Source organism: Winogradskyella sp. 266wxhm (assembly GCF_058964685.1).
Window position 1 is genome coordinate 2,498,272 of sequence record NZ_CM179559.1, and the last position, 17,148, is coordinate 2,515,419.

Genomic DNA, 17,148 nt, shown 5'->3' on the forward strand with positions numbered 1-17,148 from the left:
GCAGATTTGTACTGTAATCATTAAAACAAAGTATTATGATATCTCATTTCAATTTCACAAAAAAAGAGCTCTTATCAGCAGGTATTTTTTTTGCTATTCTTGGTTGTATAGCTATTAATTCTCAGAATATATCTAGCTATCTAATCGATGCATATAATCATAAAGTAGAGTACTTGGCTAATAATACTGTTGCCAGTACAAATATTTTGAGATACTAAAAATGAAGCAGAAGAGCTTGAATATGGCTTTCTTTATTACTGTAGGAATATCTATAGTCGTTTTTGTGTATCTGGTCTTTTTGGGATATGATGAGATAAAAACCTTAAAAGATGTGGTAAAGATTATAGCTTCTATTTTCTTTCCAATACCAATTCTCTTTTTTATAAGGTTTGTAGTAATTGAACATTTTCTACCCGTAAACTCAGATGAATACAAAGTAAAGAATCAAAAGCCTGCAATAATTTTATTAGTTATTTCTGTTGTACTTGTTTTGTTATCAATGCAACTAATGGAGTTTCTGACTCAGAAGAAGCTTGAAGATGCTTTAATACTAGCGCATCTTATAAATTCAACATCAATAAGCTCTTACGTGTTTAATTTCTTATTGTATAATAACTTAAAAGCCAATGGTATATTAAGTGGATTACTTATGGCTTTAGCAATTCATATTTTCTTTTTATCCGCTTAAAACTAAATGTACAATCATCAAATTTTAATATTATGGAAACCATTAAATCATTAAAAAAACAAACTAATTCAGGAAAACGGGAGTTGCTGTTTACATTTCAAACAATTATAGTTACAGGACTTCTAGCATTTACAGCTATTGCTTTTTTCTTCTATAACAATTTAAGCGTTGTTAAAGGTATTAAGGTTGTTTTTGCCCCATTTTTATCAGTAGTCCCTTTGCTATTTGTTCTTTCTATTTTAAGAGATTTAAGAAAAGGGTTTATAGAAGGTAATTATACCAAGCAAGATATTATAAAATTCGGATTAATAACCTTGGGAATAACAGCATCTTTTACAGGAATAACACTATTACTCTCTAAGATTGATGCGTTGGAAATTCTTCTTGCAGGTATTATTGCTATTCTAAGCATTGTATTTTTTCTTCGAAGCAAAATCAAAGACATTTTAGGTATGTCTATTGTCACAGGTATTGCCGAAGGTATTATTGTATATATGATTTTTTTGTTTTGATGATTGGTTAGTTAGTAACCCCAAAACCTCGCAGAATGGTTTAGAGCTGCGAGGTTTTAAATTCGAAAAAGAAATGAAAATAGATTGTATAAAAAGTATAATATTAATCCTATTAGGATTTTTAACTATCCCATTATTAGAAATTCTTCCAGTTGCAGGCGGAGGCGCTTCTTTAATAATTGTAATTACAATTCCTTTTCTTCTTCTAGTAAGTTTAATAATGACAATGGTTTATTCATTATATTACAATAAGAAGAAAAATGAAAAGACAAAAAGGAGAGCTTTTGTAATTATGGCTTTAACTCTAATAGCTCTAAATCTGCTATTATTTCCTCATAGATAAATTTAAAGGGTATGAAATCAAAACTATTAAACGATATATCAGAACTTTTAGAGAACAAAATAATTTCTCAAGAAGTAGCCTCAAATATCACAGCGTATTATAAATCGAAGGAAGATGACCAGCCTAATAGATTATTTACCGTTTTCGGAGTCTTGGGTGCTACATTAGTTGGGTTGGGTATTATTCTAATTCTAGCGCATAATTGGGATAATCTATCAAGATTAATAAAAACCGTTTTTGCATTTATACCACTTGTTATTGCACAACTAGTATCAGGTTACTCTATTTATAAAGAGAAAAGTCAGGTATGGAAGGAATCTTCAGGTACGTTTCTCTTTTTCGCCATTGGAGCATCTATTGCACTGGTGAGTCAGATTTATAATATTCCTGGTGATTTAGGTGGCTTTTTGTTTACATGGATAGTACTGGCATTACCCTTAATTTATCTGTTCAATTCTAAAGCAGTGTCAATTCTGGTCGTTATATTTGCAAGTTATTATGCTTGCGAGTTAGGATACGATTTTGGGTATGAGAATAAGACTCCTTGGTTGTATTTAGTCTTTGTTATAGCAACACTTCCGTTTTACTTAAAGTTGCTAAAAACATCACCTATTACTAATTCAACCTCCATCTTTAATTGGCTTTATGCTATAAGCTTTACTGTTGTTTTAAGTGCTTTTATAAGTAGTAATTGGTCTGTTGGCTTTTTAATGTATGCTATGCTGTTTGGTGTTTTTTATAATCTAGGTAAATTACCTATTTACAAAAATCAACAGTTAAGGCGCAATAGCTTTACTGTTATTGGGTCTTTAGGCGCTGTTGTTTTGTTAATCATTCTATCTTTCAATATTGTTTGGGATGAGATTTTAGTATTGGCTTCTATAGCCATTCACACTCAAGAAATGATAATTGCTACTGTTTTATTTGTATTGGCATTTATGATTTTACTATATACCAAAAAGAAAGAAAAAGCAGAAAGCTTTAATCTGTTTCAATATGTCTTTTTAATTGTTGCGATTATATTCTTTATAGGCATAGCAAATGCCATTGCAGCTACTGTTTTAACCAATATTTTGCTTTTGGTTTTAGGGCTTTCAGCTATTAAAATAGGTGCAGATACATTTAGGTTTAGTGTGCTTAATTACGGTTTGTTGATTGTAACCGCAGTTGTAGTCTGTCGCTTTTTTGATATAGATATAGGTTTTGAAGTTAAGGGGCTTCTTTTCGTAGCTGTCGGATTTGGATTTTTCTTAACCAATTATATTATGCTAAAAAAGAAGAAAGAATTAAATCGTTAGAAATCTAAAAATTTAAACACATGAAAACTATACACATATTTATATTATTCTTAGTCGTGGTATTGGTGCAGTTATTTGTGCCTTCAAAAATGATTTTTGACAGAGAAAATGTTTTAGAAGCAGGAGTTACCTATAAGTTTAAAACACAACCCGTTGATCCAAATGATCCATTTAGAGGGAAGTACATTACCTTAAACTATGAAATGGATTCAGCTAAAACTAACGATATAACATGGGAACAAGGAGAAACAATTTTAGTTTATCTTGAAAAAGATAGTTTAGGCTTTGCTAGAGTTCATAGTGTGAGCAAGGAGCAAAAGTCTTCTGACAGAGATTATGTAAAAGCAAAAGTCCGTTGGAATTATGGGAATTCAGATACTGTTAATTTCGAATTACCTTTTAATCGTTTTTATATGGAGGAATCTAAGGCTAAACCAGCTGAAGATATTTACAGAAAATACAACAGACAAGGCAACAATAAAAGTGAGACTTATGCTTTAGTTGCTGTTAAAACTGGGAAAGCTGTCTTAAAAGATGTCTTTATAAACGATAAGCCAATTGTGTATTATATAGAAAGAGATAATGAATAAGAGTTGATGTTTTTTTAGAATACTAATATAGCTTTTTTAAAGTCTGACTTAGATAATAAAAAAGGCTTCAAATTTCTTTGAAGCCTTTTTTATCTATTCTAAAAACTAAACTATTTAGGATCTAGAATTAAATTAATTCTTTCTATCGCGTCAGCAATATGAATTCTACTCATAGCATCTCCACCACGAGCCGAACGCAATTGACTGCGTAAAGTCTTTAATTCTGCTCTTACAACAGCTCTAATATCAGATTGACTTGTGTTAACAGCAGTAGCTTTCATATAAGGACTAGGTGATCTTCCACTTTGGTTTTCAGCAGTCATTAAATATTCTAATCTGTCAATATGCGCACGTTGAAGATTACGTCTGTAAGTATCTATTTTCTTACCTGTACGTAATTCACTCCAAATACCTTTGCGTAAATCGCTCATCATGTCAGTTAATGAATAAGCATCGCTGTCATAAGTATAAGCTTCAGTAAGACGTTGCATTTTTCCTAAGCTAAGAATATTATTTAAAGTTCTAGCTTGTAAAGCACGTACACGCTCAACTGAACCAGAATACTCAATTCTGTCAAAAATATTTTTGTCAATTAACCAATCTGGTGTATCAAATAAATTGTCTTGTAGAAATTGCATAGCCTCTTTTTGGTGCGCTTTTGGAACTGGAGTATAAACGGCACCTTCTTGGTCAGCTGTTTTGTAATACTCATAAACACCACCAATGTTATTAGACACATGACCCATGTAACGGTTAAATTGAGAAACTACATGGCCATACATTTCTTCTAAATCGTCATAATCTTCACCGGCTTCTGTAGTCCATTCAATTAAGTTAGGAACAATACGCTTAAGGTTTTTAATACCATATTCACTAGCTAGCATAGCATTATCACCTAAATCTTCAGTTTGAGAACTTGGATCGTGAATATCGCCTACTTGTTGGTGTCCAAAACGATACATTGGGTCACCAGCGTGCTCAGTAATCCATTCGTTTAGAATTGGTTTTTCTTCCTCAGGAGATTTATCTAAAATAGGTCTGTAACCCCAAGCAATAGCATACTTATCGTAAATACCAATATTTGGCATTAAAGCTACACCTTCATCACCTGGTTGTGCAACGTAATTGAAACGTGCATAGTCCATTATTGAAGGAGCGGTTCCATATTTTTGAGTAAACTCAGCATCTCTAAGTTTTTCAACTGGGTAAGCAACACTACTTCCCATGTTGTGCGGTAATCCTAAAGTATGTCCAACTTCATGAGCTGATACAAAACGAATCAAACGTCCCATAACTTCATCTTTAAACTGTGGACTCTGTGCATCTGGATTAATAGCAGCAGTCTGTACAAAGAACCAACCACGTAACAAAGACATTACATTATGGTACCAGTTAATATCACTTTCTAAAATTTCACCAGTTCTTGGATCACTTACGTGAGGTCCGTTTGCATTAGGAATTGGTGATGCCAAATAACGTACTACAGAATAACGTACGTCTTCTGGACTCCACTCAGGGTCTTCTTCAACAGATGGTGGATCTTTAGCAATTATAGCTTCCTTAAAGCCTGCTGCTTCAAAAGCAACTTGCCAATCTTCAATCCCTTGTTTAATGTATTTTCTCCATTTTTCTGGAGTCGCTCTATCGATGTAATAAACGATTTGTTTCTTAGGAACTACTAACTCTCCTCGTTTAAACTTTTCAATATCCTCATCTCTAACCTCAAGTCTCCAACGATCTAGATAAGTTAGGGTTTTGCTTTTTTGATCTTCTAAACCATAATCGGTTGTACCACTTGTAAACCAACCTACACGCTCATCAAAATAACGACGTTTCATTGGGTTGTCTGGTAGTAAAACCATTGAGTTATTGATTTCTATAGAAATTGTTCCTGTGCTAGAATTTGAAGGTGGACGACCAGCTGCATAAGTTTTTACGTGGCGTGCTTCAATATTTCTAGGGTAACTTTTAATGCTTTCTATGAAAGATTTATCACCTTCTAAACGCGTAACTCTGTATCCCGTTCTTCTGAATTGTGGTAAACCAAGAGATTTTACATCTTTTTCAAATAAAGGTGTCGCATCGATAACAGTACTCGTAGAATCTTTGCTAAACGCTTTTATTGGAAAAGTAAATAATACTGGTTCAAAATTAGAATTCTTTACGGCTTCATTTACAGGTAAAGAATCGGCAGCAGTAACGTTGTAAGATACAACACGAAGAATTACTTTTTTGTCTTTCTTTTCCCAACGTAGTACTTGCTCGTTTTGTTTACCTCCACCAAAACCAAGTCCGGCAGCAGTTTTAGAAATACGAGTAACCATTAACATTTCTCTATCGAATAGAGAATCTGGGATTTCGTAAAAGAACTTATCATCTAAAGTGTGAACCGTAAATAAACCAGCATCACTTTTGGCTTCTTTGGTAATAACTTTGCTGTAAGGTTGTGGGTCGTTTTTGCCAGGTTTTTTTCCGGCAGGTTTAGCCATAGCTGTGGCATCTTTTGATTTGCCTGCTTTCTTAGCCGTAGAACACGAAAATGCTAAAAAAGCCGACGCTACAAAGAGTAGCTTGATTGATAGATGTTTCAAAATTGTCGGTTTTAGTAAATTTTGCTGAAAATACGGATTCCACTAAGAATCTTTCAAAACGAAATTTGATTTTAGTATTTTTTTAACGTGTTTTTAAAGATTTAACCCATTTTTTAAAAATTGAGATAACAAAAAAGGAACTTCATTTCTGAAATTCCTTTTGTCATTTTAAATTTATATGAAGTTTACACAACTTCTACAAACAAACCGTCATCCGTTTTTTCAACTTTGGCTAATTTGTTTTTTGTCAGTTCTTTAATGGTTTTGTCCCACTTTTTGTTACTTAAACCAGACTGTGCTTTTAATTCTGAAAGCTCTATTTTTTCAGCATCTTTTAATGCTTTTAAAACCACTTTGGCATCGTCACTGATAGCTAAAGGTTTCTTTTCTGGTTTCATCTGAGGGAAAAACAATACCTCTTGAATACTCTGGTTATTAGTTAGGAACATAATTAAACGATCCATGCCAATTCCCATACCTGATGTTGGAGGCATACCGTATTCTAAAGCACGCAAAAAGTCAAAATCAATAAACTCTGTAGCTTCATCATCACCTTTCTGAGCTAATTTTAATTGATGCTCAAAACGTTCGCGCTGGTCTATTGGATCATTGAGCTCTGAGTAAGCATTCGCGATTTCTTTACCGCAAACCATCAGCTCAAAACGCTCTGTTAATTCAGGATTGTCTCTGTGTTCTTTACACAATGGACTCATTTCTTTTGGGTAATCTGTAATGAACGTTGGTTGTATGTAATTGCCTTCACATTTTTCACCAAAAATTTCATCAATCAATTTGCCTTTACCCATAGTGTCATCCACTTCAATCCCCATATCTTTTGCAGCAGCTCTTATTTCAGCTTCTGTTTTATTATAAATATCAAAACCAGTGAATTCTAAAATAGAATCACGCATAGAAATACGCTTGTATGGCGCTTTAAAGTTAATTTTATGCTCGCCAAAAGTAGCTTCAGATGTGCCGTTCACGGCAATAGCACAATGTTCTAAAAGTTGCTCGCAGAAATCCATCATCCAATTGTAATCTTTGTAAGATACATAGATTTCCATTGCGGTAAATTCTGGATTATGCGTACGATCCATACCTTCGTTACGGAAGTTTTTAGAAAACTCATAAACTCCATCAAACCCACCAACAATCAAACGTTTTAAATAAAGTTCGTTGGCAATTCTCATGTATAATGGAATGTCCAGACTGTTATGGTGTGTAATAAACGGTCTTGCAGCCGCACCGCCAGGAATAGGTTGAAGGATTGGTGTTTCAACTTCAAAATAACCTGCATCGTTAAAGAATTGACGCATAGCATTAAAAAGTTTTGTGCGTTTTACAAAAACTTCTTTAACGTGCGGATTTACAACTAAATCTGCATAGCGCTGTCTGTAACGTTGCTCAGGATCGGTAAATGCATCATGAACATTTCCGTCAGCATCTACACGAGGTTGTGGTAATGGTTTCAAAGCTTTGCTTAATAACGTAAAGTCTTTTACCATTACAGTTTTTTCACCAACTTTAGTTTTAAAAAGTTCCCCTTCAATACCAATGAAATCACCAATATCTAATAGCTTTTTATAAACATCGTTATATTTAGATTTGTCCTCTCCGGTACAAATTTCATCTCTATTAAAATACACCTGAATGCGACCTTCGCTATCTTGTAATTCAGCAAAACTCGCATTACCTTGAATTCTACGCGACATTAATCTACCTGCAATAACCACCTTTTTACCTTCTTCAAATTCAGATTTTATCTGTTTTGAAGTATGGTCTAATGGAAATAAATCTGCTGGGTAAGGATTGATTCCTAAACCTCTTAATTTCTCTAACTTCTCGCGTCTTACTAATTCTTGTTCTGAAAGTTGCATTCTTGTAATTTTAGAATCCTAGCTTTTTTAGATAGGAAGATGCAAAATTACATTTTTTAACAGAAATGGAAATACCTTTTTAATGAGATTTTATGACTTCTAGGTTTTCTTTTAAGTCTTCATTTTCAGGATGAATTTCTAAAGCCTTTTCCAATACTTTTATGGCTTCATCTTTTTTGCCATTAACCCCTAACGTATTGGCTAAACTCATGTAGGTTCCAGGTTCTTTTGGAAATAGTTTTGTATTGAACTTAAATACTGCAATAGCCTCTTCTATTTTTCCTTTGGAATATAGCACGCGACCGTAGGTGTTGAGCTCATACATACTTGTGACTTTACCATCGAATTGCTTTAGAATCTTCTCGCTTTTTTTCTCTAACCCTTTAATGCCTTTTTTATTTAAAACAGCGTCGATTTCTGAAACAATTTGATAGTTAGGTTTGTAATTGTTGCTCGAGATGATTTGCTTAATGTCTTTTTCAAAACTTGTAACAGGATGCTCAACAATACGATTTACTTCTTTACCATTTTTATAAAAAATAATGGTTGGTACGCGATGAATGTTTAGGCCAGCTTCTTCGTGTTGAGGGCTTTGTTTATACAAGCTAGATGAACTGCTCACTGCAATAACAGTCAACTGATCCATTGGGAAATTGCAAGCTTCTAAAACCTTATAAAGTCTTGGGACTTCTTTTTTACTGTCGCCACACCAAGTCCCCATAAATACAGTTATGTTGTAGTTTTTTAAGTCTGAAGCAATGTCATTTACAAGTTTTTGGTTAGGCTTGTAGTCTTCAAAGTTTGTGTTAAACCAAGAGGAATAGTTATCACTTTCTAAGCCTGATTTGTCTATTTGTCCTAGTAAATATGGTGCTTCACCTTCTTCGATGATTTCTTGATTTATGGTTTGAGCATTTAGATGAAATGCCAATAAGAGTATGATTGTTAAAATACTGTTCGTTTTCATGATTGATATATTGATTTAATATCAGCTTGAGCGCAGTCGAAAGATTTTGTTTAGCGCTAAAAAATAGTTTCGACTATGAACGATCTGACTGTTAGTTTGATAAAAAATTACTTGCTTGTTACTATATTCCCTTTAATCTTTAGGATTTTATTCCCTCCTTCAGCATTGGAAATTACCGTAATGGTTTTTGTAAAAGCACCTAATCTTTTAGTGTCATATTTTATTTGTAGTTCGCCTGTTTCACCTGGTGCAATAGGTGCTTTGGAATAGCTAGGTACTGTACAGCCACAACTTGTCTTAACTTGGGTAATTAATAATTCAGCATCACCTGTGTTTGTGAAGGTGAAGGTTCTTCTACCTTCGGAATGTTGCTCAATAGTTCCGTAATCAATGACTTCGGTTTTGAATTTAAGAACGGCAATTTTGGTGTCGTACTTATCGAATTCTGTTGATATTGCATTAAAAAGTGATAATGCAAAAATTAAAACTAAGGATAGATTTAATACGCGTTTCATGATTAAAATAAATTTTGATTAATAATGAAACAAACATCAATGGAATAAGCGGAAAATCTAAAAAATCAGGGTTGGAAATCGGTACTAGTACCTAGGTTGAATTTTGTAATTACTTGGCAAACAGGGATTTTGCGTCATCTCTAGATTGCACTTCTAACTTCTTGTAAATGTTGTTGATGTGTGTTTTTACAGTACTAACACTCAAAAAAAGTGCTTCAGCAATATCTTTGTTGGTCTTGTCTTCTAGCAAATGTTCTAAAACAACTTGCTCTTGTTTTGAGAGTTTAGATTTTAAATCCTCAGTTTTGGACTGCTTTTGTTTCCAAGTTTTGAGGAATAAAAACAGATTCAATAAAACCGAAATAGCTAACAAAAAGTAAAGTAAAATATTCCAATTTGAATTTGATAAAGTGCCATTAAACGACGCTAACATATAACGATCAGCAGCCAATTCATTCTTGTACTGCACAGTGTAAGGTGCATTGGGATAAGTCTCTTCTAGTCGAGTTTCTAGATTATCATAATAGGTACTGTTTTGTAAATCTTCAACGTAGTAACTATGCAAATCACTACTTCTATCTGATAAATAGGCAAAAATTGCTAACTCAGCAATGGGTTCATTTAGTGCTTCTCCGTAAGCTTGTAAAGCTTTAAACCATTTTTTATTGTTCAGTTTTCTGTTGGCTTCAGTCCGCACTTCACTGTAAGCAAAACGCATATCGTTTTTAAGAGAATCTATTTTTACAAAAGCGTTAGACTTAGGATTGCTAGATTCAACCGAACAGAAGACTTGGTTTCCGAAAGAAAACGGCAATTTAATAGTGTCTGTATTGTTAGCGATGAACAATAATTCTTCGCTTTCACTGCAATGACCGTTAAAGTGATTAATGTCTTTTTGCATGTCAGAACACTTATCTACATGAATACGATAGATTCTGTTTTCAGCATCGAGCATATTGCCTTTAAATTCAAAAAAACCTGTAGAATCCGCAGATGTTTTCGCAATAATTTGCTCGGCATATACGCCAGACATTTTTCGGTAATCTTCCACAATAGACAAGTATACAGAGTTTTGCCACTCATCTTTATTGATATAGCCAGAAAATGAATATTGCGCACTCGCAAAAAGTGAAATGAATAGAAAGATGAATAAAAGTCTGAGTCGCATGAAAACGAAACTACGTAATTTTATAATATTTTGAAATAGTAGGCTTTGATTCTGTAACAAATTTGTTTGGTTATCGACTTATGAAGTACTTGATTATTTTATTGAAAATTGTCACACTGAGCTTGTCGAAGTGAATTAGAGGTCATTTCGTTTTTACGGCTTTGATAAGTTCAGTTTGGCAAAATCTTTAAGGTCAAGTTCATCATCAAATCAAAAAACAAAAATTATGAGTATCTGGCGCGTTATATTGTCAATTATCTGCCCTCCTTTAGCTGTATTAGATAAAGGTTGTGGTTCTGTAGTTATCACCTTTTTATTATGGCTTTGTGGTTGGGTTCCGGGAGTAATAGCAGCTTTGGTAATTCTTAATAATCCTGAGCGATAATCCCCTTTTACTTTCACCAAAAGAGAAAAATTAGATTCGTCTTTAAAAATTTTATACAGGCTTTTTACACTCATAAAAGGACTTTATTTTATGTATCTTTGTGGTATGTTAAATAAGATGTTTTAAATTAATTATGAAAAAGGTTTTACTTGTTTGTTTATTATTTGCGGCTGTTTTTAGCTGTAATTTTTCTGAAAATATTTACATTAATGAAGATGGTACTGGCAAGATGGAGTTTTCTTTTGATGGCTCACAGCTGATGCAGATGGGCGGTGAAAAAATGGCAGGTGAAAGTGAAGAGCGTATAGATTCAACTATTGTTTTTAAAGATTTTTTTGAAGAAAAAAAGGATAGCATAGCTCAGTTAAGTAAAGAAGAACAAGATAAATTAAAAGCCTTAGAACCATTTACAATGACTATGCTTATGGATCCTGAGACTTCAGAATTGAAAATGAAAATTTTCAATGATTTTAAAGATGTCAATGAGTTGCAAGACATGTTTAAAGCTATGAATAATGTAAGCAATTTAAAAGGAAAAGGCGCAACAGATCCTATGGATAACAGCAATCCTTTTTCTTCATTTGGAGAAGATGGAGCAACAGATTTAAAATATAGATTTGATGGTAAAATTTTTAAAAGGGAAGCGACAATCGTAGATGAAGAAGCTTATAGTAAATTGACCGATAGTTTAGGTCAGTTAGAAATAATGTTTGGTGCTTCTAAATACAAATTGAACTATCACTTTCCTAGAAGGGTAAAGTCAGTTTCTAATGAAAAAGCTATGTTTAGCCAAGATGGAAAAACACTTACTCTTGAGTATGGCTTTATGGAATATTTAAAAAACCCAAAAGCACTAGATTTAGAAGTAATTTTAGAAGATTAAAGTTTTGAATAAAACCGTAAAACTAGAAGATTTAGGAGCTAAGGATTATAAAGATACTTGGGATTATCAAGAAGACCTTTTTAAATCTATTCTAGATACTAAAATAAAAAATAGAAGGGAGAATGCAGGTTTACAAACCCAAAACCATTTTCTTTTTGTGGAGCATCCGCACGTTTATACCCTTGGAAAAAGTGGTGACATATCTAACCTTTTATTGTCTGAAGAACAATTAGCCGAAAAAGGCGCGACGTTTTATAAAATTAATAGAGGCGGAGATATCACTTATCATGGTCCAGGGCAAATTGTAGGTTATCCTATTTTAGACTTGGATAATTTCTTTACTGACATTCATAAATACTTAAGGTTTTTAGAAGAAGTGATTATTCTCACTTTAGCCGATTATGGCTTAAATACTGAACGCAGTCCTGGTGAAACAGGGGTTTGGTTAGATGTAGGCACACCATTTGCGCGTAAAATTTGTGCTATGGGAGTACGTGCGAGTCGTTGGGTAACCATGCATGGTTTTGCCCTGAATGTCAATGCAGATTTAGGGTATTTTGATAATATTATTCCTTGTGGAATTAGAGGAAAAGCTGTAACGTCTTTAAATAACGAGCTTGGTGTGGAAACCGTTGATGAAGCAGCGGTAAAAGAGAAAATTTTAAAGCACTTTAGTACCCTTTTTGAAGCCGAGTTTGTTTAGTTCAACGTGGCACTCTCGCTTTCATTAATTCTGCTAACATCTACCAATGTTTTGCCATTGTGACGCTTAGCTGTGTAGACAAATTTTTGTCCCCATTCTATTTCTTCGGGTTTGTAAGACGATCTGGAATATACCATTTGGCCAGAGGATTCATCAAAAGCCTTCAGTGTAGTGATAAACTCTATATCTTTTTCGTTGTAATCTCTTTGATTTAAGCCGAAAAGCGGACTGTTTTCTTCAATAGGGTGAACTACGGTCCACATGGAAGGAAAAAACCTTACACTGTCTCTTTCTAGCTCTAGAATATGAAAATCCCTTAACTCCGAACTGTCACGTTTCATAGAAACACTAACATTGATTTCAACCTCTAACAATTCATTTTTTTGAGGATTTACCAATCTAAACATAAAGCCGTTGATGTCTCTATATGGCGCAATCACAGCTTTTTCACTAAATTTAATTTTAGATATGGGTTTAGAAAATCTTCCGTACAATAAACCTGTGGCTAATGCAAAAAACAAAAGACCAAGTAGCGATTCTATTGCGGCAACTGTATTGGCTAAAAAGCCTAAAGGCGCCACTTGTCCATAGCCTAAAGTTGTTATAGTTTGGGCACTAAAAAAGAAAGCTTCCATAAACTGCTCAAAAGGCGAAATGCCACGTATACCTGTTAAGTTTTCTACTCCGATAAGACTGTAAATAGCAGCAAAAAAAGTGTTGACTAAAAGGTAGGTGAGTAGCACAAAACCAAAGAAATGCGACCATTTCATTGTAACCAAACTATGGAAGAAGTTTAAGCGCTCAAGAAAAGAAATGTTTGTTTTTTCTATGTTAAAACTACCATCCTTATTTAAAGAACGATACCCTTCTGAGGAGGACTTTTCGCCCAAGCCAAAATCTTCAAAATCTTCTTTATCTTGTTTTGCCATAAGGCTCTAAATTAAGGAAAAATTGAGGAAGTTTTTTTTAAGACTTATTGAGTCTGTTGTTACAATTAATTAACCTTAATTTTACTTTTTGTTAGTTTGAAATTAGAAATATTCATTGATTCGAGCATTTTTTTACATTCCTGTTCCTTAATGGCATCTACATTTGGACCCAATAGTATTTCTAAATTCTCTAAGCTATCTTTCTTGAAATTAATATCAATGTATTCTGTTTTAATTAATGATTCATGTAATTGATCATTAAGTGTATCTTTGCTTCCGGCGACCATTATTGTATTTCCAAAGAATAATCTGTATCGATACTCTTTTTCAAACTTCCAAAAGTCTATCTTTCTTTGACCGACTTGGTTTAGATTTATCTCATAAAAATTATTTGGGTAAGTTTTTGTTTTATCAGACTCCTTTAAGTTAACTAATCCCTTAATAAGATCTAACTCATTATCATAATATTCGACAGCAGTTGGCCCAAAAGCTTTACTTACTCTATTGATTTTAGCTAAACCTTGTTTTTGTTTTAAGTTTAATCCAACGGTTTCAATAGTATATTCTTTGTCTAATTCAGATTCAATTAAGTAGTTTTCTCCTCCTCCTAGTTTTGCTACTTTCATTGACTCATTTGTGTTAAATAAATCTATTGGCATTTTTATTCTTACTCCTTTTAAATCAGAATACATTTTCCACATTGGTAGCTCATCTCTCTTTTCTGCTGTCCATGACGTTGAAAACACAAGTTTTTTTAGATTTTTAAAATGACCTAATTTTCCTTCAAAAGGGTCATTCATTAAATCTATTCTTTTGAAACGAATTGTTTTAGTTTCTAAAATTATTTTTAATATGTCTAATGATGTGTAATGATATAAATAATTTGGTATCATAATAGTTTGAAATATTTGAATACAAATTTAGTTACAATATAAAACCTAAGCCTCATCATTAAAAAACACTTTGTAATAATGCATTTTTTTGTCTTCGTCGTAGCCACGTTCTAGATATTCGGCAGAAGCGTCTGGTGCATCCACATCGAGTTTTATCTGTATGTTGGTGTCGAGTTTTATTTCGGTTTTTATTTTTTGTTTTTGCTTTTTTAAAGCGACTTCAGAGACATCGAATTGGTTTCTAATCAAGACCTTGTTTTCAGCTTCGTAGTTCTTTTTATAATCTTCGAAAAGTTGAATTTGGTCTTCTTCATCAAAGACTTCTTCTTTAAAAGTTTCAATATTTACAATTTCATTTTCCTTAAAGAAATCTACCGTTTTTGCTAAAAAATTACTTTGTTGCTGGCCACCAAAATTGGGTTGTAAAACCTCTTTAGAAAACTCTCTACATAGCTCAATACAATTCTTGGTGTGTTGGTTGCTATCATCAGGATATTTAATGTTTAAGAAGCTCTTAATCCAATACTGCGTATCGTAGGTGTTGTTGTCTACGCTAAAGGCTATTTTGCCTTCCATGTCAGAGGTGTTTAGGATTAAACAACCTTTATCCACTTTCTTGGCTTGTATACCTTTTTGTACTAAAATATCGTAGTTACCATCTTCAAGATAGGTTTGAAAAAACTCGGTTTTGTTTTCAATTTTAAAAATACCAACAGCATCTACAAAATAGTCTTCGTATTGTATGTTTTCAAAGTGACAAACCAATACATCACCAGTTTTAATCTGTGCAGAATTACTTTGTTCAAAAAGGTGTGTAACTACGTGTTTAGAAATTTCTACAAAGTCACTTCCATCCTCAAATATTTGACTGCTGTAGGTGTTAATTTCATTCAGTCCAATATCGCTATGATGGTGAAAACGGTAGCTCTCGGCAACACTTACAAATGGCTTTAAAAGAAACGGTAAAATAAGATTGTAAGTGGCTTCATCAAAATGCACAGCTGTATCTGAAAAGGCATTTTTGGTACCGTTAAACTTGTTACCAACCTTGTGTATAATGCAGTTTTTTATTGAGGCTTTATGTCGTTTTATCATTGCTGTAGTTGTTTCAATATTCGTATTGCAATACTACGAAAGGATCATCTTAAAACTAAGAAAACGCCGAAAATAAATTCGACGTTTTCAGACCTAGGGACTTGAGATTTGGTTACCGCTATATTTTTATGAATTCTACACGTCGGTTTTGTGCTTTACCATCTGCTGTGCTATTGTCTCCAACCGGTTCGGATTCTCCTTTTCCATCTGTAGAGAGACGTTTTGCGGAAATTTTGTAGATGTTAACCAAAGCATTTTTTACGGCTTCGGCTCTAGCTTTGGACAGCTTTAAATTGTTAGCATCATTGCCATCAGCATCGGTATGGCCAACAATTTTGAGTTTTATGTTTTCGTCTTGCATTAAGACTTGTGAAATTTGACGAACAATTCCTAAAGATTGTGGTTGGATATTTGCAGAACCAGAATTGAAAAGAATACCATTAGTTGAAATTTTTCCTTCGGCTAATAGTTTTCGCCTTAAATCTTCACCACCTTCAGCAACTTTAAGGTTTGAGATAAATACGCGTTCTTCTCCATCCTTAAAATGATTGATATGGAATTTTATAAAATCAAGTACATTAGTTTCTTCAACTAAACGAGGAATATCAATGTATTTTACCTCATTTATCCATAAGCGATAGCGTTGTTTGGTTACGGCAATAGACACATGAGGACGGTTGAGAATTTCAGTTCTAATATCGGCTTGGATATCAGAATTGACATCACCGACTTTATTGTTGAAAAAGTTTTTTACCCTAAAAGGAAATGCTGCATATTGTCCTAACGGTATGGATACTTCAATATAATTACTATTGCCATCGTTAAATTTAGCATTATCGCTTAAATAGATGCTAAATCTTGAAGAAGAAGAGGTGCTTGTAGAAAGTCCGCTTGTTAAAAGATCGAACTCAATAGTGAAATCTTCAGGCAATTCTTTAAGATCTGGAACATAGTACAAACCATAGCCAGATTTAAGCTCAAACCATTTGCCTTCAACCTTATTAAAGTTTACAACTTCACCTGTACCGTTTGTGTTCCATTTGGATGGAAAATCGCCAATAAAATCTTGGGAGAAATCATCAAAAAACAGCAATTTGTCACCAGGAACAAAATCGAACTTACTGTAAACTTCTAAACCTTCAGAAACATTTGGGTTTTTGACTTCTTCTACGTCATTATCTTCGTCTTCATCATAGTCAGATGACGTTTCTTCGTTATCACTAGTTTTTTCTGAATCATCTTCGTCTTCAGAATCTCCATTTTTGCTTCCTACGAGTAATTTTTTTGCTGTTGTAATGCTATACTTTAAAGCTTTTTTTGCTTTGTTTATCTGAAGTGTAGCCTTTGCTTGTTTCAGGGCACCAGTGCCATCTAAATCGCTCAGGATATCTGGAGCACTTTCGCTTAAAGCTGTAACTTCATCTAGGGCATCTTCTAAAACATCAAGATCTTCATCTTCTAAAGGAGTTCCGGCTTCAGCATAGCCATCATATTTGTAAACTTTGTCATACAAATCAAAAGATTCTTGAACAAAACTATCGATACTAGATATGCCGACTCGGCTTTTGGGACGCTTAAGTTTTTTTGATTGCGCTTCGAGATTACTGGCAAAGCAAACTAATACTAGAGAAAATACAAATAGTTGTTTGTAACTGAAAATACGTTTCATTTATAAGTTATTGATTAATAGCGGTCTAAAATTAGGGATAAC

Annotated in this window: 18 protein-coding genes; 9 read left to right on the forward strand and 9 right to left on the reverse strand. The window is 33.4% G+C overall.

Annotated features, from left to right (window positions below; translation table 11 throughout):
- The first annotated feature begins 35 nt into the window (after positions 1–35).
- From AC2H4K_RS11095 to AC2H4K_RS11120, 6 genes are all read left to right on the forward strand, one after another.
- Complete coding sequence (locus tag AC2H4K_RS11095; RefSeq protein ID WP_281138834.1) at positions 36–218, forward strand: hypothetical protein; 183 nt, start codon at positions 36–38, stop codon at positions 216–218.
- A 2-nt stretch (positions 219–220) separates the two neighbouring features.
- A complete protein-coding gene (locus AC2H4K_RS11100) occupies positions 221–688 on the forward strand; it encodes a hypothetical protein (RefSeq protein ID WP_281138832.1) in 468 nt (155 codons plus the stop codon).
- Between the two features lie 32 nt (positions 689–720).
- Complete coding sequence (locus AC2H4K_RS11105) at positions 721–1,200, forward strand: hypothetical protein (RefSeq protein WP_281138831.1); 480 nt, start codon at positions 721–723, stop codon at positions 1,198–1,200.
- Between the two features lie 73 nt (positions 1,201–1,273).
- Positions 1,274–1,543, forward strand: a complete 270-nt coding sequence (locus tag AC2H4K_RS11110; RefSeq protein ID WP_281138830.1) for a hypothetical protein — start codon at positions 1,274–1,276, stop codon at positions 1,541–1,543.
- A gap of 11 nt (positions 1,544–1,554) precedes the next feature.
- Positions 1,555–2,841, forward strand: a complete 1,287-nt coding sequence (locus AC2H4K_RS11115; RefSeq protein WP_281138829.1) for a DUF2157 domain-containing protein — start codon at positions 1,555–1,557, stop codon at positions 2,839–2,841.
- A gap of 20 nt (positions 2,842–2,861) precedes the next feature.
- Positions 2,862–3,431: a GDYXXLXY domain-containing protein gene (locus tag AC2H4K_RS11120; RefSeq protein WP_281138828.1), complete on the forward strand. Its 570-nt coding sequence runs from the start codon at positions 2,862–2,864 to the stop codon at positions 3,429–3,431.
- A gap of 110 nt (positions 3,432–3,541) precedes the next feature.
- Here the strand turns inward: AC2H4K_RS11120 and AC2H4K_RS11125 are convergent, their stop codons facing one another.
- From AC2H4K_RS11125 to AC2H4K_RS11145, 5 genes are all read right to left on the reverse strand, one after another.
- A complete protein-coding gene (locus AC2H4K_RS11125) occupies positions 3,542–6,025 on the reverse strand; it encodes a zinc-dependent metalloprotease (RefSeq protein WP_493743069.1) in 2,484 nt (827 codons plus the stop codon).
- A 182-nt stretch (positions 6,026–6,207) separates the two neighbouring features.
- Entirely contained in the window at positions 6,208–7,899 is a 1,692-nt protein-coding gene (gene lysS, locus AC2H4K_RS11130; RefSeq protein ID WP_281138826.1) for a lysine--tRNA ligase, read from the reverse strand.
- A 79-nt stretch (positions 7,900–7,978) separates the two neighbouring features.
- Positions 7,979–8,866, reverse strand: a complete 888-nt coding sequence (locus AC2H4K_RS11135) for a thioredoxin family protein (RefSeq protein ID WP_281138825.1) — start codon at positions 8,864–8,866, stop codon at positions 7,979–7,981.
- Between the two features lie 107 nt (positions 8,867–8,973).
- Positions 8,974–9,381 carry a DUF1573 domain-containing protein gene (locus AC2H4K_RS11140; protein ID WP_281138824.1) on the reverse strand — a complete coding sequence of 136 codons (408 nt, stop codon included), beginning with the start codon at positions 9,379–9,381 and terminating at the stop codon, positions 8,974–8,976.
- A gap of 109 nt (positions 9,382–9,490) precedes the next feature.
- Complete coding sequence (locus AC2H4K_RS11145; protein WP_281138823.1) at positions 9,491–10,549, reverse strand: response regulator transcription factor; 1,059 nt, start codon at positions 10,547–10,549, stop codon at positions 9,491–9,493.
- A 226-nt stretch (positions 10,550–10,775) separates the two neighbouring features.
- Here AC2H4K_RS11145 and AC2H4K_RS11150 point away from each other — a divergent pair, with 226 nt between their 5' ends.
- The 3 genes from AC2H4K_RS11150 (at position 10,776) to lipB (ending at position 12,520) form a co-directional block, all read left to right on the forward strand.
- A complete protein-coding gene (locus AC2H4K_RS11150; RefSeq protein WP_281138822.1) occupies positions 10,776–10,934 on the forward strand; it encodes a YqaE/Pmp3 family membrane protein in 159 nt (52 codons plus the stop codon).
- A 133-nt stretch (positions 10,935–11,067) separates the two neighbouring features.
- Complete coding sequence (locus tag AC2H4K_RS11155) at positions 11,068–11,817, forward strand: hypothetical protein (RefSeq protein ID WP_281138821.1); 750 nt, start codon at positions 11,068–11,070, stop codon at positions 11,815–11,817.
- Positions 11,818–11,821: 4 nt separating this feature from the next.
- Positions 11,822–12,520 carry a lipoyl(octanoyl) transferase LipB gene (lipB, locus tag AC2H4K_RS11160; protein ID WP_281138820.1) on the forward strand — a complete coding sequence of 233 codons (699 nt, stop codon included), beginning with the start codon at positions 11,822–11,824 and terminating at the stop codon, positions 12,518–12,520.
- Here lipB and AC2H4K_RS11165 read toward each other — a convergent pair.
- From AC2H4K_RS11165 to AC2H4K_RS11180, 4 genes are all read right to left on the reverse strand, one after another.
- Entirely contained in the window at positions 12,517–13,449 is a 933-nt protein-coding gene (locus AC2H4K_RS11165) for an ion channel (RefSeq protein WP_281138819.1), read from the reverse strand. The genes lipB and AC2H4K_RS11165 overlap by 4 nt on opposite strands.
- A gap of 65 nt (positions 13,450–13,514) precedes the next feature.
- The gene (locus AC2H4K_RS11170; RefSeq protein ID WP_281138818.1) at positions 13,515–14,342 is read right to left on the reverse strand and encodes a DUF2971 domain-containing protein; all 828 of its coding nucleotides are present in this window, start codon (positions 14,340–14,342) and stop codon (positions 13,515–13,517) included.
- Positions 14,343–14,387: 45 nt separating this feature from the next.
- Positions 14,388–15,437, reverse strand: a complete 1,050-nt coding sequence (locus AC2H4K_RS11175) for a nucleoid-associated protein (RefSeq protein WP_281138817.1) — start codon at positions 15,435–15,437, stop codon at positions 14,388–14,390.
- 118 nt (positions 15,438–15,555) lie between these two features.
- Positions 15,556–17,106, reverse strand: coding sequence for an OmpA family protein (locus tag AC2H4K_RS11180; RefSeq protein ID WP_493742402.1), 1,551 nt, complete (start codon positions 17,104–17,106; stop codon positions 15,556–15,558).
- Positions 17,107–17,148 lie beyond the last annotated feature (42 nt).